Source organism: Stenotrophomonas sp. 107298_Sma (genome assembly GCF_056480345.1).
Genome location: NZ_CM151094.1, coordinates 3908881 through 3935863, shown reverse-complemented (window position 1 = coordinate 3935863; position 26983 = coordinate 3908881). Strand labels below are relative to the sequence as shown.

The window sequence follows — 26983 nt, the reverse complement described above, 5'->3', positions numbered from 1 at the left end:
CATCCGGGTAATTGCGAAACGACTAACGTTTCCGTATTGTCGGGCATCCGAACCCCGTAGGAGACCTTCATGGATACCGCTGTGAACGCACGCGCCTGGCTGGATCACCACGATCTGCTTGACCCGGCACCGATGCATCTGGAAACCGGGATCCAGCGCCGGGAAGATGGCACCTTGCTGGTGGCGGTGCGCACTGACCTGCACGGTTGCAAGGGCCGCATGCTGGACTGGTGGTTCACCTTCTTCGAGACCACCCAGCACATCCGCTGGTGGCATCCAGTCGATCATGTCGAACATCGCGGCTGGGATGAGGCCTGGCAGCGCGGACGCAGCTACCACGGCGCCAGCATCCATGCCGTGGAATCGCTCGCCGACATCCCGCCGGTGGCGGCGCGTTTGAAGTTCCATGACCCGAGCACGCTGCTCGCACCCGAGCACCTGCGGGCGGCGCAGGAAGCAGGAGATGTGTCGGCGGTGATCGCCGCGCGCATCGGTTTTGGTGATCACGTGCGTCTGGATGCGCACGGTGATCCCTGCGACGGGCAGATGTTGCATGTGGCACGCGATACACCGTTCGGTTGCGTGCTGCGTAGCCGTTTCGTGCTCGGCCTGGACAGCACCGATCCGCAACGCGATGCCAGCGATGCGGTAGGCCTGGGCCTGCTCAAGCACTGCTACACGGAGTTCAGTTTTCTTTCCCGCCTGCTGCCGTCGCTGTACTACGGCGAGCGCGCCAACGGCGAGGCAGTGCCGTTGCCGTGGTGAACCACGCGCTGGTCATTCGAGCAACGCGTCGTAGCCTTCGCCACTGAACTGGATCAGGCAGAAACCGTGGCCGAAAGGATCGGCCAGCACGGCGATGCGACCCCAGCGATGTTCGCGCAGCGGCTGCTCGAGTGTTGCCCCGGCCGCAACCGCACGTGCCAACGCCGCTTCGATGTCATTCACCACCCAGTCCAGGTGCAGCGGCGTCCAATGGCGCTCGTAATCGCGCACGTCGCCGTCCTCGGTGGCGGCGCTGCCGGCCTCGTTCTGCAGCAGGTACAGCGGCGTTGGTCCGCCGAGCAGTTCCACGGCGCCCGGGCCGAGGCGCCGGCCGATCTGCAGGCCGAAGGCTTCGGTGTAGAAGGCCTCAGCCACCGCAAGATCGGGAACGTCGAGATTGACGATGAATGATGCGGTGGGCGTATCCATGGGCGCATCCAGTGAATCCGGGCGGGCAGTGTACGCCCGCTGTGCGATGCGGCGCACCGGCGCTGTGCGGGTGCGGCCGCATCCACGCATGGCGGGGATCTACTGTGCGCGCGGGTAATCGAGATAGCCAGCTTCGCCGCCGCCGTAATAGGTGCCGCGATCGGGTATGGCGAGTGCAACATCGCGTTGCAGGCGCTCGACCAGATCTGGATTGGCGATGAACGGCTGGCCGAACGCGGCCAGGTCGATGGTGCCGGCCTCGACCAGTTGCAGGGCGCGCTCGCGGGTCATGCCACCGGCCAGGATCACGGTGCCACCGTAGGCCTGCTTGAACTGCTGCAGGAACGCTTCGCCCAGCACCGACTGCCCTGCCTGCAGGTTGTCGTTGAGATGCACATAGGCCAGCCCGCGCTTGCCCAGTTCCTCGGCCAGATACAGATAGGTGGCCTCGTTGTCGGGGTAGTACGGCATGTCGAAGGTGAGGTTGTTCGGCGCCAGGCGCACGCCGATGCGGTGGGCGCCGATGCGCTGGGCCATCGCGTCGACGGTCTCCAGGATCAATCGCGTGCGGTTGGGCAGCGAGCCGCCGTAGCGGTCCTCGCGTTCGTTGATGAGTGGGTTGAGGAACTGTTCGAACAGGTAGCCGTTGGCCGCATGCAGCTCGATGCCATCGAAGCCGGCGGCGATGGCGTTGTCGGCGCCCCGTGCGAAGTCGGCAATGATGCCCGGGATCTCTTCAGTGGCCAGTGCACGTGCCGGAGTGGGATCAGCATGGCCTCGGCTGCCATCGTCCAGATACACGAATGAGGTGTTCTTCGGCGCGCTGGCCACCGTGCGCGTACCCGCGCTTACCGGTTGGCCGCCATTGGGCTGCAGCGAGGAATGCGACATGCGGCCCACATGCCAGAGCTGGGCGAAGATCGTGCCTTGGGCGGCATGCACCGCCTCGGTGACCAGCTTCCAGCCGGCCACCTGTTCGGCTGACCAGATGCCCGGCACGTCGATGTAGCCCTGGCCTTGCGGCGAGACCGGCGTGCCTTCGCTGATGATCAGGCCGGCGCTGGCGCGCTGCCGGTAGTACTGCGCGGTGAGCGCGTTGGCGATCGAGCCGGGATTGCGGGCGCGGGTCATCGGCGCCATTGCGATGCGGTTGCGCAGGGCGGCTCCAGCGAGGTCGTAGGGGTGGAAGAGGGCGGCGGTCATGTCGGTCATCTCGGTGCGGGGGAGAGGCGCCACAGGCGCGATGCACACAGGATGGAGTTGACATGCCGGCGCATAAAGCGCTTCGATCTCCCTTGGTGCGGGACTATTTGTCCCCAATGGGGGTGTAAGAGATGCTGCCGCTGGAATCCTTGAATGGCTTGGTGACGTTCGTCACTACCGCACGCTCGGGCAGCTTCACCGAGGCCGCCGATGCATTGGGCATCTCGCGCTCGGCCGTGGGCAAGGCCATCGCCCGGCTGGAAACACGGTTGGGGGTGCGCCTGTTCCACCGCACTACGCGGCGCATCGCACTGACCACCGATGGCGAGGCGTACTACGCGTCGTGTGCGGCGGCGCTGGAAGAGATCTCCGCGGCCGAGGCCTGCCTGGGTTCGGCCGGCCTGCCCAGCGGGCGGCTGCGCATCGACATGCCGTCCTCGTTCGGGCGGCTGGTGGTTCTGCCGGTGCTGCTGCGGTTGTGCCGGCAGTACCCGGACCTGCAGTTGACGTTGACCTTCACCGATCACTTTGTAGATCCGGTCGAAGAGGGCATCGACCTGCTGATCCGGTTTGGTGGGCTGCACCATGCCGAGCATCTGGTCGCGCGCCGGCTGGGTCGCCAGCGCCTGGTCACGTGTGCATCGCCGGCGTACCTGCAGGCACATGGCGTGCCGCGCACGGTGGAGGAACTGGCGCAGCACCGCAGCATCGTCGGCTTCCGCCATGGCCAGCCGGTCTGGTGGCGGATCGGCAGCGAGGAGGACGAGGGAACGTTCATTCCCAGTGCGCCGTATCAACTCAATGACGGCGACGCGGTGATCGAAGCGGCCATCGCCGGGCTCGGTATCTGCCAGATGCCGGTTTCACTGGTGCGTCGCCACCTGGAATCCGGCGCACTGCAATCGGTGCTGGACGAGCACATGCAGCGGCACATCGACATCCATGCGCTGTGGCCACCGACGCGCCACCTGCGGCCCAAGGTGCGCTACGTGGTGGATGAGCTGACCCGGTTGGCGGGTGAGGGATTGTTCGATTGAGCGGGGCCCGGAAACCGGGCCCCGCCTGTGGAACCGCTGCGCCTGGCCTACTTGAAGTTGTAGCGCAGGCTGGCCATGTAGCGACGGCCCAGTGAATCCAGCACATACGGGAACGGCCCGATGTCGTCGCCTACGTTGATCACCGACAACGTCACGCGAGCGGCATCGGTGATGCGGTAGGTGACGTTGGCGTCCCAGGTGGTCCAGCTGTCTCGATAGAAGTACTGACGACTTTCCGGGGTATCGGTCATGGTGTATTGGGCGCGGCTGGTGTAGTTGGAGGCCACGCCGTAGTTCCAGTTGCCGATGCGGTGCTGTGCGGTCCAGCGGAACTGGCGCTTGGGCTCGTTGAAGCTGCCCGCCTGTTCGACGAACGGCACGTCCCGGTTCGCGGCCTGGCCACGGTTCTTCGGCATGTAGCCGTAGAAGTCCAGGTCCAGCACGCCGAAGCGCGACAGGTCCCAACGGTAGCCGACTTCGGCGGTCCAGCCACGGAACATCAGCACCGGGCCGTTGCCATACTCGGTCTTGATGCTGGTAGCCACGCCGGTGTTCGGATCACGCGTCACCAGGCCGCAGAAGCGGTTGGCATTGGGCACGTTGGCGGCATTGAAGTCGGCGTTGTCGAAGCAACCGGTGATGATGTCGTTGGCGCTCAGCGAGGTGATCACGTTGTTGATCTTGATGTCATACCAGTCGGCGGCGACGCGCAGGCCCGGGATCCATTCCGGCGCGAACACGATGCCGGCCGTCCACGACTTCGCCGTTTCGTTCTGCAGGCGGGTGCTGCCGTTGGTCGAGCCCAGCGTATTGGTCGGTTGCTGGCGGAAGGTATTCGGATCGGCGCCCGGGTAAGCGGCGAAGAATGCCTGGCAGTTGCGGCGACGCACCGCCGGATTGGAGCCGCCGCTGATATTGTCCAGCGAGCACACTTCCGGGATGTTGTAGTAGGCCGGCTGCTGGGTGGTGTAGAGCTCGGCGATGGAGGGCGCGCGCAGTGACTGGGTCTTGTTGCCGCGCAGCTGCAGGCCAGCGATCGGTTCGTACTGGATGCCGTAGGTGAACGCATTGAACGCGCCGGCTATGGAGTTGTCGACGCGGCGGAACTTGGCGGTCAGGTCCAGGCGATGCAGGCCCGGGAGGTCCCAGTCGGGATTGAACAGTGGCGCCAGCACTTCGGCGAACACTTCGTTGGTGTGGTACTTGCCCTCGGCCGCCTGGGTCGGCACCGAACGGCCCTGGCCCAGACGCTGGTACTCGCTGGGGGTGAAGGAGCCTTCTTCGCGGCGGTGTTCGAAGCCGGCCGCCGCGGACAGCTCGCCGCCGGGAAGATCGAACAGGCCGCCGGATACCGATGCATTGATGACGGTCTGGCGGGTCTGCGCCTTGGCCACGGTACGGGTGGAGACATAGTCAAGGGCTTCGCGTGATGCCTGGTTTTCGCCGAACAGGTTCAGCGGGCGGCAGTTCGCATCGGCCGTAGTGCCCGGGCTCGTGGCATCGCAGATGATGCGGCCGCTGGCATCGGTGGTCACGTTGATCGCATTGATGAAGTTCTGCTGGATCAGGCCGGTGCCGAGGTAGTCGAAGTCACCACGGCCGTGGGTGACGCTGGCTTCCCAGTTGAAGTTGCGTTTCCCAACCTCGAACGCACCACTCAGGCCAAGCACCGCACGGGTCAGGCGGGTTTCGGTGCTGGCGTTGTTCATCGACAGGTCGCGCGAAGAACGCGACAGGCGGAACGAGGTGATGCCGTTGTCGGCGAGGATCTTGCGGGTTTCCGCACTGAGGAACGGATTGCTGGCACTGAAGGTCAGCGCGCCGCTGGCGGTACCGCCACCGTCCAGGCGCGCATTGCCGAAGGACACCGCGTTGTAGACGTTCTGGTCCAGGGTTTCGCGGGCGGTCGCTTCGTATCGCGAAAGCTCGAAGAAGCCGCGCACGTTGTCGGTGAAGTCGAAGCTGCCGGTGGAGAACACCGAGCGTCGTTCGAGGTCGGCGATCAACGGCACCGTCTCGAACAGGTTCAGGCCGTCACCGCCGGAGGCATTGCCGCCCGCGTAGCTGGTGCCGGGGTTGAACTCGACCAGCTTGCCCTCGTTGTTGAACTGCCACAGTTTGTCTTTGTTCGGGCCGAAGCCAAGGATGTCACCCAGGCCGTTGCGCGTGTAGCTGCCGGTGGCCGGCATCACCAGGCCACCGAAGGTCATGCTGGCAATGCGCCGGTTGCGGATCCAGACCTGGTCGGGGATGCCATCGCGGGGCCCGGTGTTGAACGGAATGCTGCCGTCGATGCGGCCATCATTGGTCGGACGGCGCAGGGGCTGGGAAGTGGCATTGGCCACCGTGGGATTGGCCTGCAGGCTGTAGCCCTGGCGGTAGAAATCACGTTGCAGCGCGTTCACACCGTCGGCGTTGTCCAGCTCGGCGGCCACCACGATGTGGCCGCGCCCATCAGCGAAGTCGGTACCGAAGATGGCCGACCAGGAGTAGCGCTCGTTGTCGTTCTTGCTGGTTCTACCGTAGCCCAGCTCGACTTCGGCGCCATCGAACTTGTCGCGCAGGATGATGTTGTTGACGCCGGAGATCGCATCCGAGCCATAGGTGGGGGCACCGCCCACGCTCAGGCTTTCAATGCGTTGCACCATGACGCTGGGGATGGCGTTCATGTCGACCTGGATGCCAGAGCCGCCGCCAGCACCAAAGATGGTGGGCGGGGTGGAGGTCACGAAGCGGCGCCCGTTGACCAGGGTCAGCAGGCGATTACTGCCCAGGCCGAATTTGCTGGCGAAGTTGACGCCGGCACCGAAGCCGGCCTGGTCGCCACGCGAACTGACGCCCGCGCTGACGCCGGGAATCCGGGTTACCGCATCGATGAGGTTGGTATCGCCATAGTTCTCGATCGATTCGCGGCTGACTACCGCGGCCGGTTCCAGCGTGTCGAAGCCTGCGCGGTAGATGCGAGAACCGGTGACCGTGATCCGGTCCAGTTGTACGGGGGTCTTGGTGCTGCTGGCGGGCTCGGCCTTCTCTTCCTGCGTGGCGGCCTGCTGTGCCATGGCCGGTGCGGCGGCCACCAGCACCAATGCCGAACCCAGCGCGACAGACAAGCGACTGCGGGCGAACAACGGTCGGTACATGATTTCTCCCTGGTCACGCCAATGTGACTCAGGGATAAACGCAGAGGCGAACACGGCACCCTACGTCATGAAAAAGTAACAATTGAATCTATTTATTATTCATTCATATTTACGGACTGGTCTATCCCTGGAGCATGCTCCGCCAGCACGATATGGCCTCATTCGTTCGCGCGTGTATACTATCCCCCAGTATAGTTCCGAGCGAGTTCGCCATGCCGCACTCCCCCGAAGAGAAGAAGAAGGTTCTGGCCCGCGTGCGCCGCATCCGCGGCCAGTGCGATGCGCTGGACCGCGCACTGGAGGCCGGCGCCGATTGCGGGCCGGTGCTGCAGCAGATCGCCGCCATCCGTGGTGCGGTCAACGGCCTGATGTCCGAGGTGATGGAGGCCCATCTGCGCGAGGAGTTCGGCCAACCTGCGGCCTCCGATGAACAGCGCGCCGAACGCGTGCGCGACATGAGCGCATTGATCCGCTCGTACCTGAAGTAAGCGATGGCGCATCACCGCGCCGTGCATCCCGTTTTCCCTATGTCTGGAGAGTCCACCATGAAGTCCCGTGCCGCCGTCGCCTTTGGTCCCGGCCAGCCGCTGCAGATCGTCGAGATCGACGTCGCCCCTCCGAAGGCAGGCGAAGTGCTGGTCAGGATCACCCACACCGGTGTCTGCCACACCGATGCGTTCACCCTGTCCGGCGATGATCCGGAAGGCCTGTTCCCGGTGGTGCTGGGCCATGAGGGCGCTGGCATCGTGGTGGAAGTGGGCGAGGGCGTGACCAGCGTCAAGCCCGGCGACCACGTGATTCCGCTGTATACCGCCGAGTGCGGCGAGTGCCTGTTCTGCAAGAGCGGCAAGACCAACCTGTGCGTGTCGGTGCGTGCCACCCAGGGCAAGGGCGTGATGCCCGATGGCACCAGCCGCTTCAGCTACAACGGCGAGCCGCTGTACCACTACATGGGCTGCTCGACCTTCAGCGAGTACACCGTGGTGGCCGAAGTTTCGCTGGCCAGGATCAATCCGGAAGCGAACCCGGAACACGTGTGCCTGCTCGGTTGCGGCGTCACCACCGGCATCGGCGCGGTGCACAACACCGCCAAGGTGCAGGAAGGCGACAGCGTGGCGGTGTTCGGCCTCGGTGGCATCGGCCTTGCAGTGATCCAGGGCGCGCGCCAGGCCAAGGCCGGCCGCATCATCGCGGTGGACACCAACCCGTCCAAGTTCGAGCTGGCCCGCGAATTCGGTGCCACCGACTGCATCAACCCGAAAGACTTCGACAAGCCGATCCAGCAGGTCATCGTTGAAATGACCACCTGGGGCGTGGACCACAGCTTCGAGTGCATCGGCAACGTCAACGTGATGCGCGCGGCGCTGGAATGCGCGCATCGTGGCTGGGGCCAGAGCGTGGTGATCGGTGTGGCCGGTTCGGGCCAGGAGATCTCCACCCGTCCGTTCCAGCTGGTGACCGGCCGCAAGTGGATGGGTACTGCTTTCGGTGGTGTGAAGGGCCGCAGCCAGCTGCCGGGCATGGTGGAAGACGCGATGAAGGGAGATATCGAACTGGCCCCGTTCGTCACCCATACCATGGACCTGGACAAGATCAACGAAGCCTTCGACCTGATGCATGAAGGCAAGTCGATCCGTTCGGTGGTCCACTACTGAGCCGCGTCATGGGCTGGCTGGATGCCCTGCACCGGCCGCGTGCGGAAGACCCGCGCGCGGCCCTGGTGGCCCCGATCGAGCAGGCGTTGCGTGCGCTGGGCTGGGTAGTGGGGGAGGTGTGGCCACCGCGTGTGGTGACCTCGGCCTTCGGCAGCGACGATGGCATGCCGTTCGAGCAGTGGCTTGCGCAGGTATTCCTGCCACGCCTTTACGAGGCGCGCGCGGCCGGGCAGTGGCCGCCGCGCAGCGATGTGGCCGCGGCTGCCTATCGCAATCTTGATGGCCAGCCTGGCGTCGAATCGTTGCTGCGCCTGCTGGCGCAGCTGGATGAACTGATCAACAAAGGCATCCACGCCGCGCGTGGATAAGCCGACCAAGGTCGGCATCTACCAGAAGCACGCGTGCGCTCACGCGCCGCGCAGGAGAGCACCATGGAACGCATTGAACACCGCGCCTGTTTCGGCGGCTGGCAGGACGTCTACCGCCATCATTCGGCCACGCTGGGCTGCGACATGCAGTTCGCCGTGTACCTGCCGCCGCAGGCGGAGACTCGCAAGCTGCCGGTGCTGTACTGGCTGAGCGGGCTGACCTGCACCGAGCAGAATTTCATCACCAAGGCCGGTGCGCAGCGCTATGCGGCCGAGCACGGCGTGATCATCGTCGCGCCCGATACCAGCCCTCGCGGCGATGACGTGGCCGACGCCGAAGGCTATGACATCGGCAAGGGGGCAGGGTTCTACCTCAACGCCAGCCGTGCGCCGTGGGCGAAGCACTACCGCATGCACGACTACGTGGCACAGGAGCTTCCGGCGCTGATCGAAGCCAACTTCGCGGTGACCGATGCACGTGCGATCAGTGGCCATTCGATGGGCGGCCACGGTGCGCTGGTAATCGCGCTGCGCAACCCGGGGCGCTACCGCAGCGTGTCGGCGTTCTCGCCGATCGTTGCACCCAGCCACGTGCCGTGGGGGCAGAAGGCGTTCCATGCCTACCTGGGGGACAACCCGGCCGACTGGGCGCAGTGGGATGCCTGCGAGCTGATCGCAGTGGCCAGCGAGCGCCTGCCGCTGCTGGTCGACCAGGGTGAGGCGGACGAATTCCTTCAGACCCAGCTGCAACCGCAGCGCCTGCAGCAGGCCTGTGATGCCGCCGGCCATCCGCTGACCCTGCGCCTGCAGCCGGGCTACGACCACAGCTACTACTTCATCGCCAGTTTCATCGGCGAGCACATCGCCCACCACGCCCGCGCCCTGCACGGCTGACGGCTTTCCGGTAGTGCCGGGCGCTGGCCGGCAACCTGCAGCCCTGTGATTCCCTGGGACTGCCGGCCAGCGGCCGGCACTACCATGGCGGTGCACGTGGAGTGTCGTCTTGCCGCAGTGGATCACGCCGCTGTGGCGCGGGCAGGACTATCGTGCGTCCATACGGCCTTGCGGATCGGGGGATGCATGCCGGTAGTGCTGGCGCTGCTGTATGTGCTGTGCCATGGCCTGGTGGTGGCCCTGTGGCCGGAAGGGGCGGGTGCCGGCTCGTTCGTGTTCCTGACCGGCGCGCCCCTGTTGGCGGCTGCCGCCTGCCTGTGGCGGGCCCGTCGCGACCGCGCAGCACTGGGCTGGCGTGCAACCGCACTGGCGCTGCTGCTGTGGGCCGGTGGCATGGCCATCAACATGTTCGACGCACTGGGTGCTGGCCGTGCCGACATCACCCCGCAGGCCAGCCTGTTCCTGTACGTGCTGTATGGCGTGCCGATGGTGTTCATCCTGGCCCGTGCACGACGCGAGCGGCTGAGCATCAGCCTGATCGATGCAGCGATGGCGGCACTGCTGGGCGTACTGTTCTTCGTACATACGCAGTCGTTCGCCGACCGGGTCGAGATCGATCCTTTGGCGCTGGTCAGCATGCAGCGCATGTTCGATATCCAGAACCTGTGCATCGCCGGCTTCGCGGTGGTGCGCTGGCTGGCCGGCGACGTGCCCGAGCGGCGCAGCTTCTTCCGCGCGCTGGCGTTGTATGCGCTGGCCTACCTGCTGGTGGCCTATTACATCAACCATTACACCTCGGAAGATTCCTTCGGTGCCTACAACGACCTGCTGATCGACCTGCCGTTCCTGCTGCTGGCGTTGCTGGCGCTGAGCCGGGCACCGCTGCCGGGCGCCGTGCCTCACCCGCGGCTGGCGCGCACGGTGCAGGCGGCTGGCCCGATGATCCTGCCGCTGCTGCTGCTGGTGGTCGGCACGCTGGTGGTCGATCACGCGCGGCCGTTGGCAGTCAGCGGGTTCGTGGTGGCGACGCTGGGCTTCGGCCTGCGCAGCATCCTGCTGCAGACCGACTTGATGGAGCGGCAGGCGGGCCTGGACCAGCTGGCGCGGCAGGATGGCCTCACCGGCGTGGCCAACCGCCGCGAGTTCGATGCACTGCTGCTGGCCGAGTGGAACCGTGCGCGGCGTAGTGGCAGCGAGCTGGGCCTGCTGCTGGTGGACATCGATCACTTCAAGGCGTTCAACGACCAGCACGGCCATCCCGCCGGGGATCGCTGCCTGCAGGCCGTGGCCGCGGTGTTGAAGGCCATTGCCGGTCGCGGCGGCGACAGTGTTGCCCGTTATGGCGGTGAAGAGTTCGCGGTGATCGTGCCGGCAAGCCCGCTGTCCGGTGTGCTGGCACTGGCCGAACGCCTGCGCGAGGCGGTGGAAGTGCTTCCGTTGCCGGAGGGACGGGTCAGCATCAGCGTTGGTGTGGGCTACCTGCATCCGCCGGCGCTGGCCAGCGCTGATCAGCTGCTGGCCGATGCTGACGCCGGCCTGTATGCCGCCAAGCGTGCCGGCCGCAACCGGGTGGTCCTGCATGCGCATGTGCTTGATGACGAAGGCAGCGCACATGGCACGATCGACTGCTGAATGCCGTGGATCCGCATCCCTGCGCTGGGTCAGCGTTGCCGCTGCCAGCCGGCCGGGTCGAGCAGCCTCAGCCCGACCGGTGACAACGAGCGTTGCCGCAACGGCAGGTTTGCCGTCTGCACGGCCAGCGCACAGCGCGCCAGTTGCTGGCGCAACGGTGCCAGCGTGTCATCTTCGCGCGGGCGTGCATGCCGCCACTGGGCGATGCGCAGCAGGCAGACCAGCAGGTCCAGTTCGCTGGCCGCGATGAACGGTGAGCCGGCGGGCAACAGGTCGATCGGGGCGGTGGGCGTGGCCAGCAGCGGCAGCAGGCCGACGAACGCGTCGCAGCCTTCGGGATCAATACCGAGGCTGCTCAGCTGGGCGAGTCCATCGGCCTGTTGATCAGGATCGTGCAGCTGGCGTATCGCCGCCAGCAGTGCCTGTTCGCCACGGCCGAACTGGCGGCCGAAGGCGCGGTAGTTGACGCGGGTGGGAAACAACGGGGAACGGGAGGCCATGGTTGCTAGGGCTGTGGGTCGCGGGTTTCCACCAGCACGGGACAGGGCGCGTGGTCGATGGTCCATTGCCCGATCGAGGGTTCGAACAGGCGTTCCAGGCGGGACAGATGGCGGTGGCCGATCACGATCAGGTCGCATTGCAGGCGCCGGGCCTGGTCGCTGATCACTTCGCCGGGGTCACCTGAAGGAATCTGGGCGATGGCATCGACGCCGCGTTCGCGCAGCTCGGCCAGTGCCTCGGCAAGTATCGCTTCGGCCCTCGAGCGCTGGCGCGCGGCTTCGGGGTACTCGACGCGGTCGGCGTCGCTGGCGTCGGCGGCCAGCGCGTACTCGGGGTCGAGCACGCACAGCAGGTGCAGGCGGCTGCGGGGGCCGGCAATGGCGGCGGCCAGGTCCAGCACGCGTGCGTGCTGGGGGCCACCGTCGAGGGCGACCAGCAGGGTAGTGAACATGGATGTCTCCTTTGCAGGCCAGGGATGGTCGCCGATGTCACCGCGCGCACCCATGCCGTGCGCGGCAGTCAATGAATGCATCAAACGCACTTCATGCCAGTGGCGATTGTCGTAGAGTCATCTGGTTTACTGGAGACTGTCATGCCCCTGCCGGACCTGAACCTGTTGTTGGCACTGGACGTGCTGATCGACGAATGCAGCGTGGCCGCCGCCGCGCGGCGGATGAACCTGAGCGCGCCGGCGATGAGCCGTACCCTGGGCCGGATCCGGACCGCGCTTGGCGACCCGGTATTGGTGCGCGCCGGCCGTGGGCTGGCTCCCACCCCGCGGGCACTGGAACTGCGCGAGCAGGTCCGTGATGTCATCGAGCAGGCGCACCGCGTGTTCAATGCCGGCCGTGAAGTGGACATGGCAACCCTGGAGCGGACCTTCAGCGTGCGCGCCAACGACGTGTTCATCGGCAGCTATGGAGGGCGGCTGCGCGAGGTGTTCCGCCAGCAGGCACCTGGCTGCATGCTGCGCTTCGTACCCGAGGGCGATACCGATGACGATGCGATGGTGCAGGGGCGGATCGACCTGTACATCAGCACCGCCGGCAAGCACAGCCCGGAAACCAAGGTGCAGCACCTGTTCACCACCTCGCTGCTGGGTGCGGCGCGCGCCGACCATCCCTTGTTCGATGGTGATATCAGTGCCGAACGTTTCGCCGCCTGCGACCACATCGCGGTGTCCCGGCGCGGCTTGGCGCACGGACCGATCGACGAGGAACTGGCAGCGCTGGGCCTGCAGCGGCGGGTGGCGGTGGTGATTCCCACCTTCCATGGCGCGATCTTCGCCGCTGCCGATTCGGATCTTGTGCTGCCGCAGATGCCGAGCGTGATGCTCGATCGCATCGCCCATATGGGCCTGCCGCTGCGCATGTTCCCGTTGCCAGTACCGGTGCGCACCGTGGCGCTGGTGCAGGCCTGGCACCCGCGGATGGACAACGATCCCGCCCACCAGTGGCTGCGGCGGGCGATCAAGAGCATGTGCGATTCGGTCGAGGCGGCTCGCCACTGATCGGCGGAAGGCGTGCGCCGGACGCACGCCTGGGATGCCGGTCACGCCATTTTTCGCAAGGTAACGGCTCCCTAGACTGCGCTCCCCGGAGTTTCACTGAGCGCATTCCAATGACCCCCAACATGCCGTGTACTGCACGGATCGGTGCCCGGCGATGAGTACGCCGGCCGCTGCTGTTCCGGCCACCGCAGCGCCCCGTCCCGCCGCCGCCCCCGGACTCGACCGCCGCGTCCTGGTCGGCTTGTGTGGCGTGCTGCTGGCGGTGCTGGTGTCGGGCTTCAACGAGAACATCACCAAGGTCGCCCTGGCCGACATCCGCGGTGCGATGGGTTTCAGCGTCGATGACGGCAGCTGGATTGTTGCCCTGTACAGCGCGATGTCGGTCAGCGCGATGGCCTTCGCTCCGTGGTGCGCCGCCACCTTCTCGCTGCGCCGTTTCGCGCTGGCGATGATCGGTGGCTTCATGGTGCTGGGTGTGCTGTGCCCGCTTGCCCCGAACCTGCAGACTTTCCTGCTGCTGCGCGCGCTGCAGGGTCTGTGCGGTGGCGCGCTGCCGCCGCTGCTGATGAGCGTGGCGCTGCGCTTCCTGCCGCCGGGCATCAAGCTGTATGGCCTGGCCGGCTATGCGCTGACGGCGACGTTCGGCCCCAGCATGGGCACGCCGCTGGCCGCGTTCTGGGTCGAGCAGGTGGGCTGGCACTGGGCGTTCTGGCAGATCGTGCCGTACTGCCTGGCCGCCATGGCGATGGTCAGCTGGGGCCTGCCACAGGACCCGCTGCGGCTGGAGCGCTTCGCCCAGTTCGACGGCGTGGGCCTGGCGCTGGGCCTGCCGGCGCTGGTGCTGCTGGTGCTGGGCCTGGTGCAGGGCCCGCGCCTGAACTGGTTCGACTCGCCGATGATCACCCTGATGATCGGTGGCGGTGCCGGCTTGATGGTGCTGTTCATGATCAATGAATGGTTCCATCCGCTGCCATTCTTCAAGCTGCAGCTGCTGGCCAACCGCAACCTCAGCTACTCGCTGGTGACGCTGGGTGGCGTGCTGTTCGTGCTGCTGGCGGTAATCTCGATCCCGTCCGGCTTCCTGGCCAGCGTGCAGGGCTACCGGCCGTTGCAGACCGCGCCGATGCTGCTGTGGGTGGCGTTGCCACAGGCGATCGCGCTGCCGCTGGTGGCGGCGTTGTTGAACGTTCGCGCGGTGGATTGCCGCTGGGTGCAGGCCACGGGCCTGGCGATGCTGGCGCTGGCGTGCTGGTTGGGCTCGCATCTGGATGTGGCCTGGATCCGCGACAACTTCCTGTGGGTGCAGCTGCTGCAGGTATTTGCCCAGCCGATGGCGGTACTGCCGCTGCTGATGCTGGCGACCAACGGCCTGCCACCGCAGGACGGCCCGTTTGCCTCGGCGTGGTTCAACACGGTCAAGGGCTTCGCTGCAGTGCTCGCCAGCGGCGTGCTTGATGCCGTCGCCCAGGGCCGCCGTCATTTCCATTCCACCGTGCTGGTCGACCGCCTTGGCGAGCAACCGTGGCTGGCCGAGGGCCCGCAGCTCGGCGCGCGCCTGCATGCACAGGTACAGGCGCTGACCTCGGCCGACCTGTACTGGGTGGTCGCGCTGGTCGCGCTGGCCTTCATTCCCCTCATTGCCTGGATGCCCACCCGCATCCATCCGCCACGTGCCGTGGCCTGAACCTTTCGCAGGAACCCCCTCATGACGATCAATAGAACCACTCTCCACACTGGCCTGGGCCTGGGCGTGCTGGCCCTGGCCATCGGCGCCTGGCTGCTGCTGCGCGATGGCAGCCACCAGGCCACCAACAACGCGTACGTGGTGGCTGATTACACGTTGGTCGCGCCGAAGATTCCCGGCTTTGTCAGTGCCGTGGAGGTGGAGGACAACCAGTCGGTGAAGGCCGGCGACGTGCTTGCCCGCATTGACGACCGCGACTACCAGGTAGCACTGCAGGCGGCCCGTGCCGACCTGGCCAATGCCCGTGCACAGCTTGCCAACGCGCAGGCCGCGCTGGCCCAGCAGGACTCGCTGATCGAACAGGCCAGGGCCAGCGTCGATGTCAGCCGTTCCGAATTGACCTTGGCCAGTGCCGACCAGCAGCGTTACCGCGAACTGGCCCGTGACGGCGCCGGTACCGTACAGAACGCACAGCAGGCGCAATCGAAGCAGGCCGTGGCCAGTGCGCATCTGCAGCAGGGCCAGGCCGCGCTGTCGACCGCACGCCAGCGCACCGACATCCTCAGCGCGGGCGTGCAGGCCGCGCAGGCTGCGGTGCAACGCGCAGAAGCGGCGCAGGCGCGCGCCGAACTGGATCTGTCGCACACCGTGCTGCGTGCACCGATCGATGGCGTGGTCGGTCGTCGCGCAGTGCGCGTGGGTGCCTACCTGACCCCGGGTACGCCGGTGGCTGCGGTGGTGCCGCTGAAGCGCGCCTTCGTGGTCGCCAACTTCCAGGAAACGCAGATGACCCGCATGCAGGCCGGCCAGCAGGTCGAACTGAAGGTGGACGTGTTCCCGGGCAAGCCGCTGCGCGGGCACATCGACAGCATCGCACCGGCGACCGGCGTCACCTTCGCCGCGGTAGCGCCGGAAAACGCCACCGGCAACTTCACCAAGGTGGTGCAGCGTATTCCGGTGAAGATCGTGCTGGAGCCGGGTCAGCCGCTGCTGGAGCAGCTGCGTGCCGGCATGTCGGTGGAAGCCAGCGTTGACCTGGGGAGCGGCACGCGTGCGCAGAGTGCGCAGCGCGAACAGGGCCACAAAGGCGAGGAGGGTGCATGAGCGCGGTCACCTTGTTCCGCACCTTCGTTGCGGCCAGCGTGTGCACGGTCCTGGCTGCCTGCACGATGGGGCCGGACTTCGTGCGCCCGCAGGCGGAACTGCCCAGCGACTGGCAGGGTGAGGCCGTCGCCGGCAACGCCATCGACCAGGACGCGGCCTGGTGGGCCGGCTTCGATGATCCACTGCTGGGCCAGCTGGCCAGCCAGGTGCTGGCGGCCAACCTGGACCTGCAGCTGGCGGCCAACCGCGTGCAGCAGAGCCGCGCCGCACGCGGCATCACTGCCGCTGATCGCCTGCCCAGCGTCAGCGCGAGCGCCAGTGGCGTGCGCGCACGCAACAGCGAAGTGGGCCTGAATGATCCATCCGGTAATGGCGGCCGTGATGACTATGGGCTGTTCCAGACCGGTATCGGCCTGAGCTGGGAACTGGACCTGTGGGGGCGCGTGCGCCGACAGGTGGAAGCGGCCGATGCACGCGTGCAGATGGCGGAGGAGGATGCACACGCGGTGCGCATTGCGCTGCTGGCGGAAACCGCGCGTGACTACCTGCAGCTGCGTGCGACACGGCAGCTGCTGGCGATCACCGAGGACAACCTCAGCATCGCCCTCGACATGAAGCGCCTGACCGAGGCACGCCAGCAGCAGGGCGTTGCCAGCACGCTGCAGGTGTCCAGCGCGTCCGCGCAGGTGGCATCGCTGCAGGCACGCATCGCGCCGCTGCGGCATCGTGAATCGCAGTTGCGCAATGCGCTGGCGTTCCTGCTGGCCCAGCCGCCGCAGGCGCTGGACGCGCAGCTGCAGGATGCACGCCGTGACTGGCCAGCGTTGCCGACCGTAGCGGTGGGGCTGCCCAGTGAACTGGCCGAGCGTCGCCCGGACATCCGTCGTGCCGAAGCGGCACTGCATGCGGCAACGGCCGGCATCGGCGTGGCCAAGGCCAGTTTCCTGCCGCGCATCACCTTGAATGGCGACGCTGGCTTCCAGGCCAAACAGCTGGATGATCTGGACGGCTGGAACGCGCACCGCTTCAGCATCGGGCCGTCGATCAGCGTGCCGATCTTCCAGGGCGGCCGGTTGAAGGCCAACTTGGCGCTGAGCAAGCTGCAGCAGCAACAGTCGTCGCTGCAGTTCCGCCGCACCGTGCTGCAGGCCTGGCATGAAGTGGACGACGCCATTGATGGCTACAGTGCCGAGCAGCAGCGCACGGCGCAGCTGCACGTGGCGGTGGATGAGAGCGAAACCGCACTGGGTACGGCGCGCCGGCAGTACCAGGCCGGTGTGGTCGACATGCTGGATGTGCTGACCACCCAGCGCATTGCGCTGGACAACCAGGCCGCGCTGGCCAAAAGCCAGGCCACCGCCGCGATCGCGCGGGTGGAGCTGTACCGCGCGCTGGGCGGTGGCTGGTAGGGAAATGGAAACGCCGGGCCATGCCCGGCGGTTCGTCGGTAGTTGCCAACCTTGGTTGGCGGCATTCTTCCAGAAGCGCCAACCAAGGTTGGCATCTACCAGCGCATGGCCTCAACGCACGTCGCGCAGCTCCCAGTGGCTGCCGGCGAGCAGGCGCAGGCGCTGCTTGAACACGTCACTGTCGATGCGGGTGGTGGCGACCAGGTTGATGCGCAGGTCCTTCTGCTCACCGGTCACGGTGGCCTCCGGATCGGTCACGCCCCACTGCGGTTCCACCGCATCCGGGTCGGGCTGCTTGGCTTTCCAGCGCTCGAACAGCGTGCCGTTGCGCAGGGCATCCTGCAGTTCTTCGGCGAAGCCGGCCGCACCCTGCGAATGGAAGGACAGGTCGGGGTCGTTACCGCGGGCCTTGGACGGGTCGGGCAGGCTGATGTGGTACTGCGCAGGCATGGAGTTCTCCTTGAAGTGTGGAAAGGCTGGCACAGTCGCGGTGGAATCGATGTGCAGATACCAGCCTGCGTTGGCCCTCATTCAAACCGATGCGGCCCATCGGCGAAGCCCACGGTGACCGCGCCCTTGCCGACGTTGACCATGCCGGTCAGGCTCATCACCGATTCGTACACGGTCACGCCATGGGTGGCGCAGATTTCCTTCAGCTGCGCGTAGCCGGGCAGGGTGCGCAGCTCGTCCAGCTCACCGCCGTAGCTGACGCACACCGTGGGTGTCATCAGCCCGGCGCGCACGCGCTGGCCGACCACCGCGAACAGCTTCTGCACGGCGTTGTCGAAGCCCTTGATCTTGGCCACCGGCCCGGTCTCGCCGCGGTAGCCATGCAGCACCGGCTTGATGTCCAGCGCGCTGCCCAGTGCGGCGCTGAGCAGGCCGACACTACGGTCGCCCTTGTGCCGCGCACGCGCGCGCATGTAGTACAGGTCACGGGTGACCATGTAGCCGTGTACGTTGCCAGCCAGTTCCTCCAGCCGCTCGCGGATCTGCTGCACGCTGGCGTTGCTGTCGCGCAGGCGCACCGCTTCCACCGCCGTCACCGCCTGGGCGGCGAACAGGTTCTGGGTGTCGAGCACACGCAGCGCGAACGGCGAGTTGTAGCCGGCCGCCTGACGCACCGGCTTGTAGTCGTTGAGGATGGCGAAACTGGCCTGCAGCGCGTTGTCGTGGATCGGGCTACGGGTCTTGGTGATGGTCATGCAGAACACGTGGTCGTAATCGATCACCAGCTGCTGCAGGAACAGGTCGCGGATCTGGTTGACGCTGAAGGGAATGGTCTCCGCTTCAGCACCGTGCTCGGCCACATGCGCATGCAGGAAGCTCAGCGTAGCCTGCTCATCGCGGTGATCGGCCAGCACCGCTTCGCCGATCCGTACGGTGATCGGCAGCAGCACGATGTTGTGTTCGGCAATGAAGGCCTGCGGCAGGTCGCAGGCCGAGTCGACGACGATTCCGATGCGCATCCGCGGCTCCCCCTCCAGGGCGGTTGTAGGTTCGGAAACGTGAAATCTATCTCAAATCCCAGCCAGGCGCGCGAGGGAAACGCGCCACGCCCTGTTCAGCGACTGCGCTGCACCGCCACCGGCAGGCTGGCCAGGCGCTGCCATTCGGGCTGCAGCAGCAGGCCAGGATCGGCCAGAACCGCGGCCATCAGCGGGTGGGCGTCGTTGCCCCAGAACAGTTCCCCGTCGATGGCCAGGGTCGGCACACCGAACACGCCGGCGCTGATCGCGGCCTCGGTATTGCGCCGCAACTGCTCCTTGACCGCCGGTTCGGCGATGGCCGTGGCGACATCATCGATGCCCAGCCGGGTGCCGGGCTCGCGCAGCGCCTCGGCGCTGTCGGCGGCATTGCCGTCGCGCCAGATCCAGTCGAACAGCACGTCCACCGCCTGCGCGCTGGCGCCGGCGGCCAGGCACAGGCGCAGGGCGGACAACGGGTTGAACGGATGACCCGGCGGGAAGCGCAGCGGCGTGCCCTCGGTCTGCGCGGTCCACAGCAGCTGGCGGTAGATGAAGCGCCGCTTGGCCGGAATCTCCGCGGGTCCGAGGTTGCCCAGGTGGTGCAGCACCGCACCGAAGGCGATCGGCACGGTCTGGATCTGCGCGAACTGCGGCAGCTGCTTCAGCTTCTGCCAATGCAGGTAGGAATAGGGCGAGATGAAATCGAAATACCAGCGCAGTGTGGCCATCGGTGTGTCCTCGTGTGCGGTCAGGGCTGCGCGTTGCGCTGCAGGTAGCGGTCGCGCAGTTCGGTCTGCCGTGAGCGCATCGGCATTGCACGACCACCCAGCCAGACCTGCTCGGCATAGTGCGCCACGTCCAGCGGGTCGCCTTCCCACAGCACCAGGTCGGCACGCTTGCCGGGTTCGATGCTGCCAATCTGGTCGGCCACGCCGAACGCCTGCGCCGGTACCCGGGTCAGGCCGGCCAGGCCATCGGCCCAGGGCAGGCCATTGGCCACCGCATTGCCGGCCAGCTGGCGCATCTTGCGTGCGTTGTGGCTGGCGTCGCCGCGCTGCACGAAGGAGACCGCTACGCCGGCACGCTGCAGGCGCGCAGCGTTTTCCAGGGTGGCACCGATCTGGTCGAAGCTGGCGGGCAGATTGGACAGTACGTCGACGAACACCGGCACGTGCGCAGCGGCCAGTTCCGGGGCCACCTGCCAGGCTTCGCTGGCGCCGGAGATGGCGATCTTCACTTTCTCGCGGGCGGCCCAGCGCAGCAGCTGGCGGATGTCGGCGGCACGGTCCACTTCCACCACGATGCGGCCCTTGCCGGCCAGGTAACGGCTGAGCGTGCGGCGCCCGGCGGGGGTCAGCAATGCATGCGGCGAGTCCGCAGCCACTTGGCCACGCGCCTCGTCGATCATCTGCTGCAGCAGCATCCACTGTGCGGCGCGCGAATGACCGGTCAGTTCTGAGGCCGCTGCGCCGATGCGCAGGAACAGCGCGCGCGGACCGATCGGGTCGATGCTGCCATCCAGCCGCATCACGCCGCCCTGGCCCGCCACGAAGCCACCGCCGGTGGCTGCCCCCAACGCAGTGAAGCCGATGCCTTCCAGCCGCGTGACCGGAATCAGCACTGAGGCCGGGTTGTAGGCGAGGGTGACGTCGAATTCCGGCCGCAGCGGTTGCTCGCCGATCTTCAGCGAACTGTCCACCGTGCTCGATTCACCGGAAACTTCTTCGATGCCGGTCTCGGTGATGCCGCCGAACAGTGCAGGCGTCAGTGGGCGGCCATTGGCCTCGACCACGGTGGCGCCGGCCGGTGCCGACAGGCCGTTGCCCACCGCGCGGATGACGCCACCCTGCACCAGCACATCGGCATTCTGCAGGCTGCCGCGCGCGCTGGCGGTATGCACCGTCGCGTTGCGCACCAACAGGTCCTGCGCCGAGGCTGCGGTTGTCATCAACAACAGCGCAACCAAGGTAGCGCCGGGCCATGCCCGGCGGCGCTTGTTCAACACGCCCATCAGCGCACCTCCTGGCCAAGCTGGAAATCGGAACGCGGCGTTGCTCGCGGCGCGTTGCGGTCGTACAGGCGTCGGCCATCGACGAAGACCTGCTCGGCCAGTGCGTACGAACTGAAGGGATTTCCATTCCACACCACCACGTCGGCCATCTTGCCGGCCTCCAGGCTGCCGGTCTGGCCTTCGATGCCCAGCGCCTTGGCGGCGTTGGCGGTCATCCAGGTGATGGCACGTTCGGGCGTGATCTCCGGCATGCGTGCGCGTCGCGCGGAGGCCATCACCTTGGCCGCTTCCTGGTTCAGGCGCTGGATGCCCTCGGGTGAATCGGAGTGGACGATGGCGCAGCTGTTTTTCGGGCGGTCGACCAGCGCGATGTTCTCCGGGATACCGTCGAAGGCTTCCATCTTGAAGCCCCACCAGTCGGCCCACAGCGCACCGCAGACGCCGTCGGCAGCCAGCCGGTCGGCCAGCTTGTAGGCCTCCACGCCGTGGTGGAACGCAGCGACCTTGAAACCGAACTCCTTGGCCAGGTCGAGCATGGTGGCCATCTCGTCGGCGCGGTAGCAGTGGATGTGCACGCGGATGTCGCCTTCGATGGCGCCGGCCAGCGTGTCCAGCTTGAGATCGCGCTTGCCGCCGGCGTCACCGGCACTGTCGCCCTTGTCACTGCCGAACCAGCCCTTGCGCTTGGCCGGCTTGGGCTTGTTCTTGGCGATGTAGTCGGCCGCATCGATGAAGGCCGCGCGGTAGCCGGCCACGTTGCCCATCCGCGTGGCCGGGGTCACGCCCTTGCCTTCGCCGTAGACCCGTTTCGGGTTCTCGCCGCAGGCCATCTTCAACCCCCACGGCGCACCGGGGAATTTCATGGCCTGGTAGGTGATGGCCGGGACGTTCTTCAGGGTCACGCCGCGGCCACCCACCAGGTTCGCCGAGCCTGGCAGCACCTGCATGCTGGTCACGCCGCCGGCCAGTGCGGTGGCGAAGCCGGGGTCCTGCGGCCACACCGAGTGTTCGGCCCAGACGTTGGCGGTGACCGGTGCGGTCATCTCGTTGCCGTCGCTGTGCGCGCCAACCCCCGGGCTGGGGTACACGCCCAGATGCGAGTGCACGTCGATCAGGCCCGGGGTCACCCACTTGCCCTGCGCGTCGATGCGGGTGATGCCGGGGTCGGCCTGCAGCTGGCGGCCGACCGCGACGATGCGGCCATCGCGCAGCAGCACGTCGGCGTTGTCCAGGCGCTGGCCGGTGCCGGTCAGCACGGTGGCGTTCTGGATCAGCACTGGCGCATCGGGATGGGCCTGGTAGGTGCTGGGGTAGGGATCGGCGACGAAGCGCGAGGCGCCCACTGCCGGTGCCGTGCTCAATGAAAGCAGCGCCAATGCCACCCCGGCGTGCAACAACGTCGATGCCATGCAGTTCCCCTCGCGGCGTAGTCCAGCCGCCGACGCTAGCCGGGCGGTGGCGTGCTTGCCAAGTGACCTTCTTCACATGGTGGCATGCGGCTGCTCGACGGCATCGCCCGGCTGGCCGAAAATAGCCGGTCCCCCGCCGTACCGGACCGTCCATGAAGAGCAAGCAGGAAATCGTCGACAACTGGCTGCCGCGCTATACCGGCGTACCGCTGGACCAGTTCGGCCAGCACATCCTGCTGACCAACTTCGGCGGCTACCTGCATACGTTCTCGGAGCTGACCGGTGCGCCGGTCATCGGCCTGGACCGGCCGATGGCCAGTGCCACCATCGATGGCATCACCATGATCAACTTCGGCATGGGCAGCCCCAACGCCGCGATCATCATGGACCTGCTGTCGGCGGTGATGCCCAAGGCGGTGCTGTTCCTGGGCAAGTGCGGGGGCCTCAAGCGCAAGAACCAGCTGGGCGACCTGGTGCTGCCGATCGCGGCGATCCGCGGCGAGGGCACCTCGGGCGACTACCTGCCGCCGGAAGTACCGGCGCTGCCGGCCTTCGCGCTGCAGCGTGCGGTCTCGACCATGATCCGCGACCTCGGCCACGATTACTGGACCGGCACCGTCTACACCACCAACCGTCGGGTATGGGAGCACGACGAGGCCTTCAAGGAGCGGCTGCGGGCAATGCGCTGCATGGCCATCGACATGGAAACGGCTACGGTGTTCGCCGCCGGCTTCGCCAACCACATCCCCAGCGGCGCGCTGCTGCTGGTTTCGGACCAGCCGATGATCCCGGACGGAGTCAAGACCGAGGCCTCCGATGCCAAGGTCAGCTCCCAGTTCGTGGAAAACCATATCCAGATCGGCATCGAGGCGCTTAAGCTTATCCGGCGCAACGGCAAGTCGGTCCGCCACCTGCGCTTCGACGAATGATGATGAAGGCCGGGCGCGGGGCGTCCGGGCCTGGGAGTAGGTAATGGACGTTGCCGCGCAAGTGGTGGAATTCTGGAAGGAGGCGGGCCCTGCGAAGTGGTTCGCCCGCGACGACGCGTTCGACGCGCAGTTCCGCCAGTTGTTTCTGGATGAGCATTTCGCAGCGGCGTCGCGCGCGCGCGAACATTGGCTGGGCAGTGCCGAAGGGGCGCTGGCCCTGATGCTGCTGCTGGACCAGTTTCCGCGCAACTGCTTCCGTGGTACCGCGCATTCCTATGCGACCGACGGCCTGGCGCGGCACTACGCCACGCGTGCCATCGAGGAAGGCCTGGATCTGCAGCTGGTGCCCAAGCTGCGCGCCTTCATCTACCTGCCGTTCGAACATTCCGAGGATCCGCTGGACCAGGACCGCTCGGTGGCGATGTTCGACGTGCTGGGTGACAAGGAATACCTGCAGTACGCCGAACTGCACCGCGACATCATCCGCCGCTTCGGCCGCTTCCCGCACCGCAACGCGGTGGTTGGCCGCATTCCGACGCCGGAAGAACTGGACTACCTCGCCGAAGGCGGGTTTGCCGGATAAGAAAAAGGGGACGGAGGGGATCAAGTCGTTTGAGGCACAAACGACTTGATCCCCTCCGTCCCCTTTTTCAGTGCCGATCAGTACTTCGGCACGCCGTTGTCCACGTCTTCCGACCAAGCGTTGATGCCGCCGGTGACGTTGAACACCTTGGTGAAGCCCAGCGCGCGGAACTGCTCGGCCGCCTGTGCGCTGCGGCCGCCGTGGTGGCACATGAAGGCCAGCGCGGTGTCCTTGGGCAGAGCTTCCAGTTCGGCGCGGCCGTTGCCGTCGAAGCTCTTGAACGGCACGCCGACCGCTGCGATGGCGCGCTCATCGGCCGGGCGCACGTCCACCAGGGTGATGTTGCCGGCACGCACCAGGTCGTCGGCATCACGCACGCTGATTTCCTGCACCGGCTTGGGCGCGTTCGGGTTGTCGATCGCCAGGCCCTTGCCGCGGATGTCGTCCACCCAGTCGATGGTGATGCCGTTGGCGCGACGGGCGCTGGCCAGGTCGAACTGCACGCGCAGGCCGTTGGATTCGGCGGCGATCGCGCCTTCGTCGTGCGGGGCCAGCTGGAAGTTCGGCTGGAAGCCGGCGTCGATGCTCAGCTGCAGGGCGGCGCCCGGGGCGTCGGCCAGCGCGCCCTTGAGCATTTCCACGGCGGCCGGGGTGACGGTGATGTTCGGCGGGGTGCGGTCCGGCGCGGCCAGGCCGAGCACGCTGCTCAGCTCGCCGCTGGCGGCCATCTGCAGCACGATGTCGCTGCCGCCGACCAGTTCGCCGTCGATGTACAGCTGCGGGATGGTCGGCCAGTCGCCATAGGCCTTGATGCCTTCACGGATTTCCTGGTCGGCCAGCACGTTGACATGGGCGAACTCGATGCCCAGGTCCTGCAGGGCGCCCACGGCCTTGGCCGAGAAACCACACTGCGGCATCGACGGCTGGCCCTTCATGAACAGCACGACGCGGTTGTCGTTGAGAATGGTTTCGATGCGCGAACGCAGGGCGGGATCGAGGGACATGGACGTCTGGGTTCCGGGAATTCGAATCGTCAATTCTAACCCCCATGGCATCATGGGGGATGAGCAGCGAAGGAACATTGCATCGCATCCCGGCCCGCCCCTGGCGCTGGCTGCCCTGGCTGGTGGCGTCGCAGATGGTCGTGATCCTGGCCTGGGTGCTGGCCGGCTGGCAGTGGGGACTGCCGCTGCTGGTGGCCAGCCATGCGTTGTTCATGGTGCCGGTGTTCCTGCCCAACAGCTGTTTCTATGCGCCCGTGCTGGCCCGGTTACCGAAGGCCGGAAACACGGTGTGGCTGACCATCGATGACGGCCCCAGCCAGGAAACTGGTGCCGTGCTCGACCTGCTGGACCGCCACCAGGCGCGTGCGACCTTCTTTCTGGTGGGCGCGCGCGCGCTGGCGCAGCCGGAACTGGTGCAGGAGATCCTGCGCCGCGGGCATGACCTGGGAAACCACAGCCTCAGCCACCCGCAGGCCCGCTTCTGGCGGCTTGGCCCGGCCGCGATGCATGCCGAGATCGAGGGCTGCCAGCACGCATTGCAGGCGCTGAGTGGCCAGCCGGTGCGCTGGTACCGCTCGGTGGTGGGCATGACCAACCCGTTCGTGGCGCCGGTGCTGCAGCGGTTGGGACTGGTCCGGGTGGGCTGGAGCGCGCGCGGCTACGACGGGGTCGACTGCACGCCGGACGGCGTGCTGGCACGGCTGCTGCCTGACCTGCGCCCGGGTGCCATCGTGTTGCTGCATGAAGGTGCGGCGCACGGCCACAACCTGGAGATCATCGAGCGCGTGCTGCAGGCGCTCGATGAGCGTGGGTTGAAGGCCGAACTGCCGGCCGGATAACCGGTAGCGCCGGGCCACGCCCGGCGAGCGCAGCGGCATGGATGGAATCCGCCGGGCATGGCGCGGCGCTAGCGGATGCGGTGCGCCACCAGCAGCCAGTTGTTGAAGGGGGTACGCCCGTGCAGCGGCCGGGGGGCCGTCACCTGCAATCCGGCTTCGGTCAGCGTCGCCTGCAGCACCTTTGGATCGGGGTAGTGGCACGGTCGCGTGCCCATCCAGCCAACCAGCCAGGCCAACCGGTCGGCCACCCGGGTGGTGCGGTCGCGGCCATCGCCGGTGGCCAGCGGCGTCCGCAGCAGCAGGCGGCCACCGGGGGCCACCCGCGCACTGGCCGCGCGCAGCAGCGCCTGTTGCGGACCCGCGTCCAGGTACTGCAGCACATCCAGCAGCAATACGTGCCCGGCCCGTGCCGGCAGCGGCGCCTGCAGATCCAGACAATCGAAGTGCACATCGTGCAGATCGACGGCAGCGCGCCGGGCGCGCGTGATCTTGGCGGCATCCACGTCTACGCCCAGGTAGCGTTGGGTACCGCCACGCTGGCGCAGCACGTGGGCCAACAGGCCCAGTCCGCAGCCCAGGTCCAGTAGCGGCTGCCCGTCGTCAGGCAGGTGCTGCAACACGCCGTCGTACAGGGGGTCGCTGCCGAGTTTGCTGCGGGCGTAGTAGTAGTCGCGGCGGTTGCCCCAGGCCTGCGCTGGACGGAATGCCTCGGCGATCAAGCGAGACTGCGCGCTCGTCAGAGGAGTGCAGGGCAGCGGCGTGCCAGTCCGTGGCATGCCGTCCATCGCTTCAGTCCGTGCCGCCAAGCAGGTGCGCGGCCACCGGCAGTGCCCGCTCGCTCCACAGCGCATACATCCGCGCCGAGGGGTGCAGGCCGTCCTCGGCGATCATCGCCGGATCGGTGCCGCGGTCGCGGCTGATGTCGGTGATATCGACGAAGGCCACGCCCAGCCGGGTGCTGATCACCTCAGCGGCCGCATTGAACTCGTCGGTCTCGATCTCGACCGCGGCCAGGTCACGGCCACTGCCAGCACCGAACGGGGTGGTGCCCCAATCCGGGAAGGACAGCACCAGCACACGTTCGGCGCGGCCGGCAGCAAAGCCGATTGCCCGCTGCAGCAGCGCCTGGAACTGCAGGCGGTACTCGTCCAGCGGTCGGCCGCGGTACTGGTTGTTGACGCCGATCAGCAGGCTGACGAAATCGAACGGGCCCTGCGGCGCGGCTGCGTCGATGCCGGCGTCGAGCTCATCGGTGGTCCAGCCGGTGGTGGCGATGGTCTGTGGCTCGGCCAGGTCCACGCCCTGCGCGCGCAGGGCGGCGGCCAGCTGGTGCGGCCAGCGGCCTTCGACCGCCACCGCTTCACCGATCGTGTACGAATCGCCCAGCGCAAGGTAGGACAGCGCCACG

General features: G+C 67.0%; 27 protein-coding genes. 14 read left to right on the top strand and 13 right to left on the bottom strand.

From position 1 onward, the window contains the following. Positions 1 to 69: 69 nt before the first annotated feature. Positions 70 to 765: a DAPG hydrolase family protein gene (locus ACZK2G_RS18285; protein ID WP_136639620.1), complete on the top strand. Its 696-nt coding sequence runs from the start codon at positions 70 to 72 to the stop codon at positions 763 to 765. 12 nt (positions 766 to 777) lie between these two features. Here ACZK2G_RS18285 and ACZK2G_RS18280 read toward each other — a convergent pair whose 3' ends face one another. Both ACZK2G_RS18280 and ACZK2G_RS18275 read right to left on the bottom strand, forming a co-directional pair. Then, the gene (locus ACZK2G_RS18280) at positions 778 to 1194 is read right to left on the bottom strand and encodes a VOC family protein (RefSeq protein ID WP_136639619.1); all 417 of its coding nucleotides are present in this window, start codon (positions 1192 to 1194) and stop codon (positions 778 to 780) included. Between the two features lie 99 nt (positions 1195 to 1293). Then, entirely contained in the window at positions 1294 to 2397 is a 1104-nt protein-coding gene (locus ACZK2G_RS18275; RefSeq protein WP_426355170.1) for an alkene reductase, read from the bottom strand. A 131-nt stretch (positions 2398 to 2528) separates the two neighbouring features. On the opposite strand from ACZK2G_RS18275, the gene ACZK2G_RS18270 reads away from it, so the two are divergent. Then, entirely contained in the window at positions 2529 to 3434 is a 906-nt protein-coding gene (locus ACZK2G_RS18270) for a LysR family transcriptional regulator (protein ID WP_046982993.1), read from the top strand. A 47-nt stretch (positions 3435 to 3481) separates the two neighbouring features. On the opposite strand, the gene ACZK2G_RS18265 is transcribed toward ACZK2G_RS18270, so the two are convergent. Then, complete coding sequence (locus ACZK2G_RS18265) at positions 3482 to 6574, bottom strand: TonB-dependent receptor domain-containing protein (protein WP_046982994.1); 3093 nt, start codon at positions 6572 to 6574, stop codon at positions 3482 to 3484. Positions 6575 to 6786: 212 nt separating this feature from the next. Here ACZK2G_RS18265 and frmR point away from each other — a divergent pair, with 212 nt between their 5' ends. From frmR to ACZK2G_RS18240, 5 genes are all read left to right on the top strand, one after another. Beyond that, positions 6787 to 7062: a formaldehyde-responsive transcriptional repressor FrmR gene (gene frmR, locus ACZK2G_RS18260; protein ID WP_005411009.1), complete on the top strand. Its 276-nt coding sequence runs from the start codon at positions 6787 to 6789 to the stop codon at positions 7060 to 7062. Positions 7063 to 7119: 57 nt separating this feature from the next. After that, on the top strand, positions 7120 to 8229 hold the full coding sequence (locus tag ACZK2G_RS18255) for an S-(hydroxymethyl)glutathione dehydrogenase/class III alcohol dehydrogenase (protein ID WP_046982995.1): 1110 nt from the start codon (positions 7120 to 7122) through the stop codon (positions 8227 to 8229). A gap of 8 nt (positions 8230 to 8237) precedes the next feature. After that, positions 8238 to 8597 carry a YqcC family protein gene (locus ACZK2G_RS18250; protein ID WP_046982996.1) on the top strand — a complete coding sequence of 120 codons (360 nt, stop codon included), beginning with the start codon at positions 8238 to 8240 and terminating at the stop codon, positions 8595 to 8597. 63 nt (positions 8598 to 8660) lie between these two features. Next, the gene (gene fghA / locus ACZK2G_RS18245; RefSeq protein WP_136639617.1) at positions 8661 to 9491 is read left to right on the top strand and encodes an S-formylglutathione hydrolase; all 831 of its coding nucleotides are present in this window, start codon (positions 8661 to 8663) and stop codon (positions 9489 to 9491) included. A gap of 186 nt (positions 9492 to 9677) precedes the next feature. Next, positions 9678 to 11123: a GGDEF domain-containing protein gene (locus ACZK2G_RS18240; RefSeq protein ID WP_136639616.1), complete on the top strand. Its 1446-nt coding sequence runs from the start codon at positions 9678 to 9680 to the stop codon at positions 11121 to 11123. Positions 11124 to 11152: 29 nt separating this feature from the next. Here ACZK2G_RS18240 and ACZK2G_RS18235 read toward each other — a convergent pair whose 3' ends face one another. After that, positions 11153 to 11623 carry a hypothetical protein gene (locus ACZK2G_RS18235; RefSeq protein ID WP_046982999.1) on the bottom strand — a complete coding sequence of 157 codons (471 nt, stop codon included), beginning with the start codon at positions 11621 to 11623 and terminating at the stop codon, positions 11153 to 11155. 5 nt (positions 11624 to 11628) lie between these two features. Beyond that, the gene (locus ACZK2G_RS18230; RefSeq protein ID WP_478474047.1) at positions 11629 to 12075 is read right to left on the bottom strand and encodes a universal stress protein; all 447 of its coding nucleotides are present in this window, start codon (positions 12073 to 12075) and stop codon (positions 11629 to 11631) included. 141 nt (positions 12076 to 12216) lie between these two features. On the opposite strand from ACZK2G_RS18230, the gene ACZK2G_RS18225 reads away from it, so the two are divergent. From ACZK2G_RS18225 to ACZK2G_RS18210, 4 genes are all read left to right on the top strand, one after another. After that, positions 12217 to 13134: a LysR family transcriptional regulator gene (locus ACZK2G_RS18225; protein ID WP_012512076.1), complete on the top strand. Its 918-nt coding sequence runs from the start codon at positions 12217 to 12219 to the stop codon at positions 13132 to 13134. Positions 13135 to 13288: 154 nt separating this feature from the next. Beyond that, positions 13289 to 14818 carry an MFS transporter gene (locus ACZK2G_RS18220; RefSeq protein WP_046983000.1) on the top strand — a complete coding sequence of 510 codons (1530 nt, stop codon included), beginning with the start codon at positions 13289 to 13291 and terminating at the stop codon, positions 14816 to 14818. Positions 14819 to 14839: 21 nt separating this feature from the next. Further along, a complete protein-coding gene (locus ACZK2G_RS18215) occupies positions 14840 to 15922 on the top strand; it encodes an HlyD family secretion protein (RefSeq protein ID WP_136639615.1) in 1083 nt (360 codons plus the stop codon). Beyond that, positions 15919 to 17331 carry an efflux transporter outer membrane subunit gene (locus tag ACZK2G_RS18210; RefSeq protein WP_478474046.1) on the top strand — a complete coding sequence of 471 codons (1413 nt, stop codon included), beginning with the start codon at positions 15919 to 15921 and terminating at the stop codon, positions 17329 to 17331. The genes ACZK2G_RS18215 and ACZK2G_RS18210 overlap by 4 nt, the downstream gene beginning before the upstream one ends. A gap of 111 nt (positions 17332 to 17442) precedes the next feature. Here the strand turns inward: ACZK2G_RS18210 and ACZK2G_RS18205 are convergent, their stop codons facing one another. From ACZK2G_RS18205 to ACZK2G_RS18185, 5 genes are all read right to left on the bottom strand, one after another. Continuing rightward, a complete protein-coding gene (locus tag ACZK2G_RS18205) occupies positions 17443 to 17781 on the bottom strand; it encodes a hypothetical protein (protein ID WP_046983003.1) in 339 nt (112 codons plus the stop codon). A 77-nt stretch (positions 17782 to 17858) separates the two neighbouring features. Continuing rightward, a complete protein-coding gene (locus ACZK2G_RS18200) occupies positions 17859 to 18800 on the bottom strand; it encodes a DegV family protein (RefSeq protein ID WP_046983004.1) in 942 nt (313 codons plus the stop codon). 95 nt (positions 18801 to 18895) lie between these two features. After that, complete coding sequence (locus ACZK2G_RS18195; protein WP_478474044.1) at positions 18896 to 19528, bottom strand: 2-hydroxychromene-2-carboxylate isomerase; 633 nt, start codon at positions 19526 to 19528, stop codon at positions 18896 to 18898. A 20-nt stretch (positions 19529 to 19548) separates the two neighbouring features. Continuing rightward, entirely contained in the window at positions 19549 to 20811 is a 1263-nt protein-coding gene (locus ACZK2G_RS18190) for an amidohydrolase family protein (RefSeq protein ID WP_478474043.1), read from the bottom strand. Then, the gene (locus ACZK2G_RS18185; RefSeq protein ID WP_337302182.1) at positions 20811 to 22220 is read right to left on the bottom strand and encodes an amidohydrolase; all 1410 of its coding nucleotides are present in this window, start codon (positions 22218 to 22220) and stop codon (positions 20811 to 20813) included. Before ACZK2G_RS18185 ends, ACZK2G_RS18190 begins: the two co-directional genes overlap by 1 nt. 152 nt (positions 22221 to 22372) lie before the next feature. Here ACZK2G_RS18185 and ACZK2G_RS18180 point away from each other — a divergent pair, with 152 nt between their 5' ends. Both ACZK2G_RS18180 and ACZK2G_RS18175 read left to right on the top strand, forming a co-directional pair. Next, positions 22373 to 23149: an AMP nucleosidase gene (locus ACZK2G_RS18180; protein WP_005414446.1), complete on the top strand. Its 777-nt coding sequence runs from the start codon at positions 22373 to 22375 to the stop codon at positions 23147 to 23149. Between the two features lie 43 nt (positions 23150 to 23192). Continuing rightward, on the top strand, positions 23193 to 23732 hold the full coding sequence (locus ACZK2G_RS18175) for a DUF924 family protein (RefSeq protein WP_046983008.1): 540 nt from the start codon (positions 23193 to 23195) through the stop codon (positions 23730 to 23732). A gap of 77 nt (positions 23733 to 23809) precedes the next feature. Here the strand turns inward: ACZK2G_RS18175 and grxD are convergent, their stop codons facing one another. Next, on the bottom strand, positions 23810 to 24736 hold the full coding sequence (grxD, locus tag ACZK2G_RS18170) for a Grx4 family monothiol glutaredoxin (protein ID WP_046983009.1): 927 nt from the start codon (positions 24734 to 24736) through the stop codon (positions 23810 to 23812). A 59-nt stretch (positions 24737 to 24795) separates the two neighbouring features. On the opposite strand from grxD, the gene ACZK2G_RS18165 reads away from it, so the two are divergent. Continuing rightward, complete coding sequence (locus ACZK2G_RS18165) at positions 24796 to 25575, top strand: polysaccharide deacetylase family protein (RefSeq protein WP_253078695.1); 780 nt, start codon at positions 24796 to 24798, stop codon at positions 25573 to 25575. A gap of 68 nt (positions 25576 to 25643) precedes the next feature. Here the strand turns inward: ACZK2G_RS18165 and ACZK2G_RS18160 are convergent, their stop codons facing one another. Both ACZK2G_RS18160 and ACZK2G_RS18155 read right to left on the bottom strand, forming a co-directional pair. Beyond that, positions 25644 to 26360, bottom strand: a complete 717-nt coding sequence (locus ACZK2G_RS18160) for a methyltransferase domain-containing protein (RefSeq protein ID WP_478474041.1) — start codon at positions 26358 to 26360, stop codon at positions 25644 to 25646. A 4-nt stretch (positions 26361 to 26364) separates the two neighbouring features. Further along, positions 26365 to 26982 (bottom strand): SGNH/GDSL hydrolase family protein, encoded by a 618-nt coding sequence (locus ACZK2G_RS18155; protein ID WP_046983012.1) that lies wholly within the window; start codon positions 26980 to 26982, stop codon positions 26365 to 26367. Between the last annotated feature and the right edge of the window lies 1 nt (position 26983).

What these genes read in the sequence shown, in the direction of transcription:
- ACZK2G_RS18225 (WP_012512076.1), top strand. Translation starts at nt 12,217, where the DNA reads ATGCCCCTGCCGGACCTGAACCTGTTGTTGGCACTGGACGTGCTGATC.
- ACZK2G_RS18210 (WP_478474046.1), top strand. Translation starts at nt 15,919, where the DNA reads ATGAGCGCGGTCACCTTGTTCCGCACCTTCGTTGCGGCCAGCGTGTGC.
- fghA (WP_136639617.1), top strand. Translation starts at nt 8,661, where the DNA reads ATGGAACGCATTGAACACCGCGCCTGTTTCGGCGGCTGGCAGGACGTC.
- ACZK2G_RS18285 (WP_136639620.1), top strand. Translation starts at nt 70, where the DNA reads ATGGATACCGCTGTGAACGCACGCGCCTGGCTGGATCACCACGATCTG.
- ACZK2G_RS18200 (WP_046983004.1), bottom strand. Translation starts at nt 18,800, where the DNA reads ATGCGCATCGGAATCGTCGTCGACTCGGCCTGCGACCTGCCGCAGGCC.
- ACZK2G_RS18240 (WP_136639616.1), top strand. Translation starts at nt 9,678, where the DNA reads ATGCCGGTAGTGCTGGCGCTGCTGTATGTGCTGTGCCATGGCCTGGTG.
- ACZK2G_RS18205 (WP_046983003.1), bottom strand. Translation starts at nt 17,781, where the DNA reads ATGCCTGCGCAGTACCACATCAGCCTGCCCGACCCGTCCAAGGCCCGC.
- ACZK2G_RS18165 (WP_253078695.1), top strand. Translation starts at nt 24,796, where the DNA reads ATGAGCAGCGAAGGAACATTGCATCGCATCCCGGCCCGCCCCTGGCGC.
- ACZK2G_RS18280 (WP_136639619.1), bottom strand. Translation starts at nt 1,194, where the DNA reads ATGGATACGCCCACCGCATCATTCATCGTCAATCTCGACGTTCCCGAT.
- ACZK2G_RS18230 (WP_478474047.1), bottom strand. Translation starts at nt 12,075, where the DNA reads ATGTTCACTACCCTGCTGGTCGCCCTCGACGGTGGCCCCCAGCACGCA.
- ACZK2G_RS18160 (WP_478474041.1), bottom strand. Translation starts at nt 26,360, where the DNA reads ATGGACGGCATGCCACGGACTGGCACGCCGCTGCCCTGCACTCCTCTG.
- ACZK2G_RS18195 (WP_478474044.1), bottom strand. Translation starts at nt 19,528, where the DNA reads ATGGCCACACTGCGCTGGTATTTCGATTTCATCTCGCCCTATTCCTAC.
- ACZK2G_RS18185 (WP_337302182.1), bottom strand. Translation starts at nt 22,220, where the DNA reads ATGGCATCGACGTTGTTGCACGCCGGGGTGGCATTGGCGCTGCTTTCA.
- grxD (WP_046983009.1), bottom strand. Translation starts at nt 24,736, where the DNA reads ATGTCCCTCGATCCCGCCCTGCGTTCGCGCATCGAAACCATTCTCAAC.
- ACZK2G_RS18255 (WP_046982995.1), top strand. Translation starts at nt 7,120, where the DNA reads ATGAAGTCCCGTGCCGCCGTCGCCTTTGGTCCCGGCCAGCCGCTGCAG.
- ACZK2G_RS18220 (WP_046983000.1), top strand. Translation starts at nt 13,289, where the DNA reads ATGAGTACGCCGGCCGCTGCTGTTCCGGCCACCGCAGCGCCCCGTCCC.
- ACZK2G_RS18235 (WP_046982999.1), bottom strand. Translation starts at nt 11,623, where the DNA reads ATGGCCTCCCGTTCCCCGTTGTTTCCCACCCGCGTCAACTACCGCGCC.
- ACZK2G_RS18250 (WP_046982996.1), top strand. Translation starts at nt 8,238, where the DNA reads ATGGGCTGGCTGGATGCCCTGCACCGGCCGCGTGCGGAAGACCCGCGC.
- ACZK2G_RS18190 (WP_478474043.1), bottom strand. Translation starts at nt 20,811, where the DNA reads ATGGGCGTGTTGAACAAGCGCCGCCGGGCATGGCCCGGCGCTACCTTG.
- ACZK2G_RS18180 (WP_005414446.1), top strand. Translation starts at nt 22,373, where the DNA reads ATGAAGAGCAAGCAGGAAATCGTCGACAACTGGCTGCCGCGCTATACC.
- ACZK2G_RS18275 (WP_426355170.1), bottom strand. Translation starts at nt 2,397, where the DNA reads ATGACCGCCGCCCTCTTCCACCCCTACGACCTCGCTGGAGCCGCCCTG.
- ACZK2G_RS18175 (WP_046983008.1), top strand. Translation starts at nt 23,193, where the DNA reads ATGGACGTTGCCGCGCAAGTGGTGGAATTCTGGAAGGAGGCGGGCCCT.
- frmR (WP_005411009.1), top strand. Translation starts at nt 6,787, where the DNA reads ATGCCGCACTCCCCCGAAGAGAAGAAGAAGGTTCTGGCCCGCGTGCGC.
- ACZK2G_RS18270 (WP_046982993.1), top strand. Translation starts at nt 2,529, where the DNA reads ATGCTGCCGCTGGAATCCTTGAATGGCTTGGTGACGTTCGTCACTACC.
- ACZK2G_RS18265 (WP_046982994.1), bottom strand. Translation starts at nt 6,574, where the DNA reads ATGTACCGACCGTTGTTCGCCCGCAGTCGCTTGTCTGTCGCGCTGGGT.
- ACZK2G_RS18215 (WP_136639615.1), top strand. Translation starts at nt 14,840, where the DNA reads ATGACGATCAATAGAACCACTCTCCACACTGGCCTGGGCCTGGGCGTG.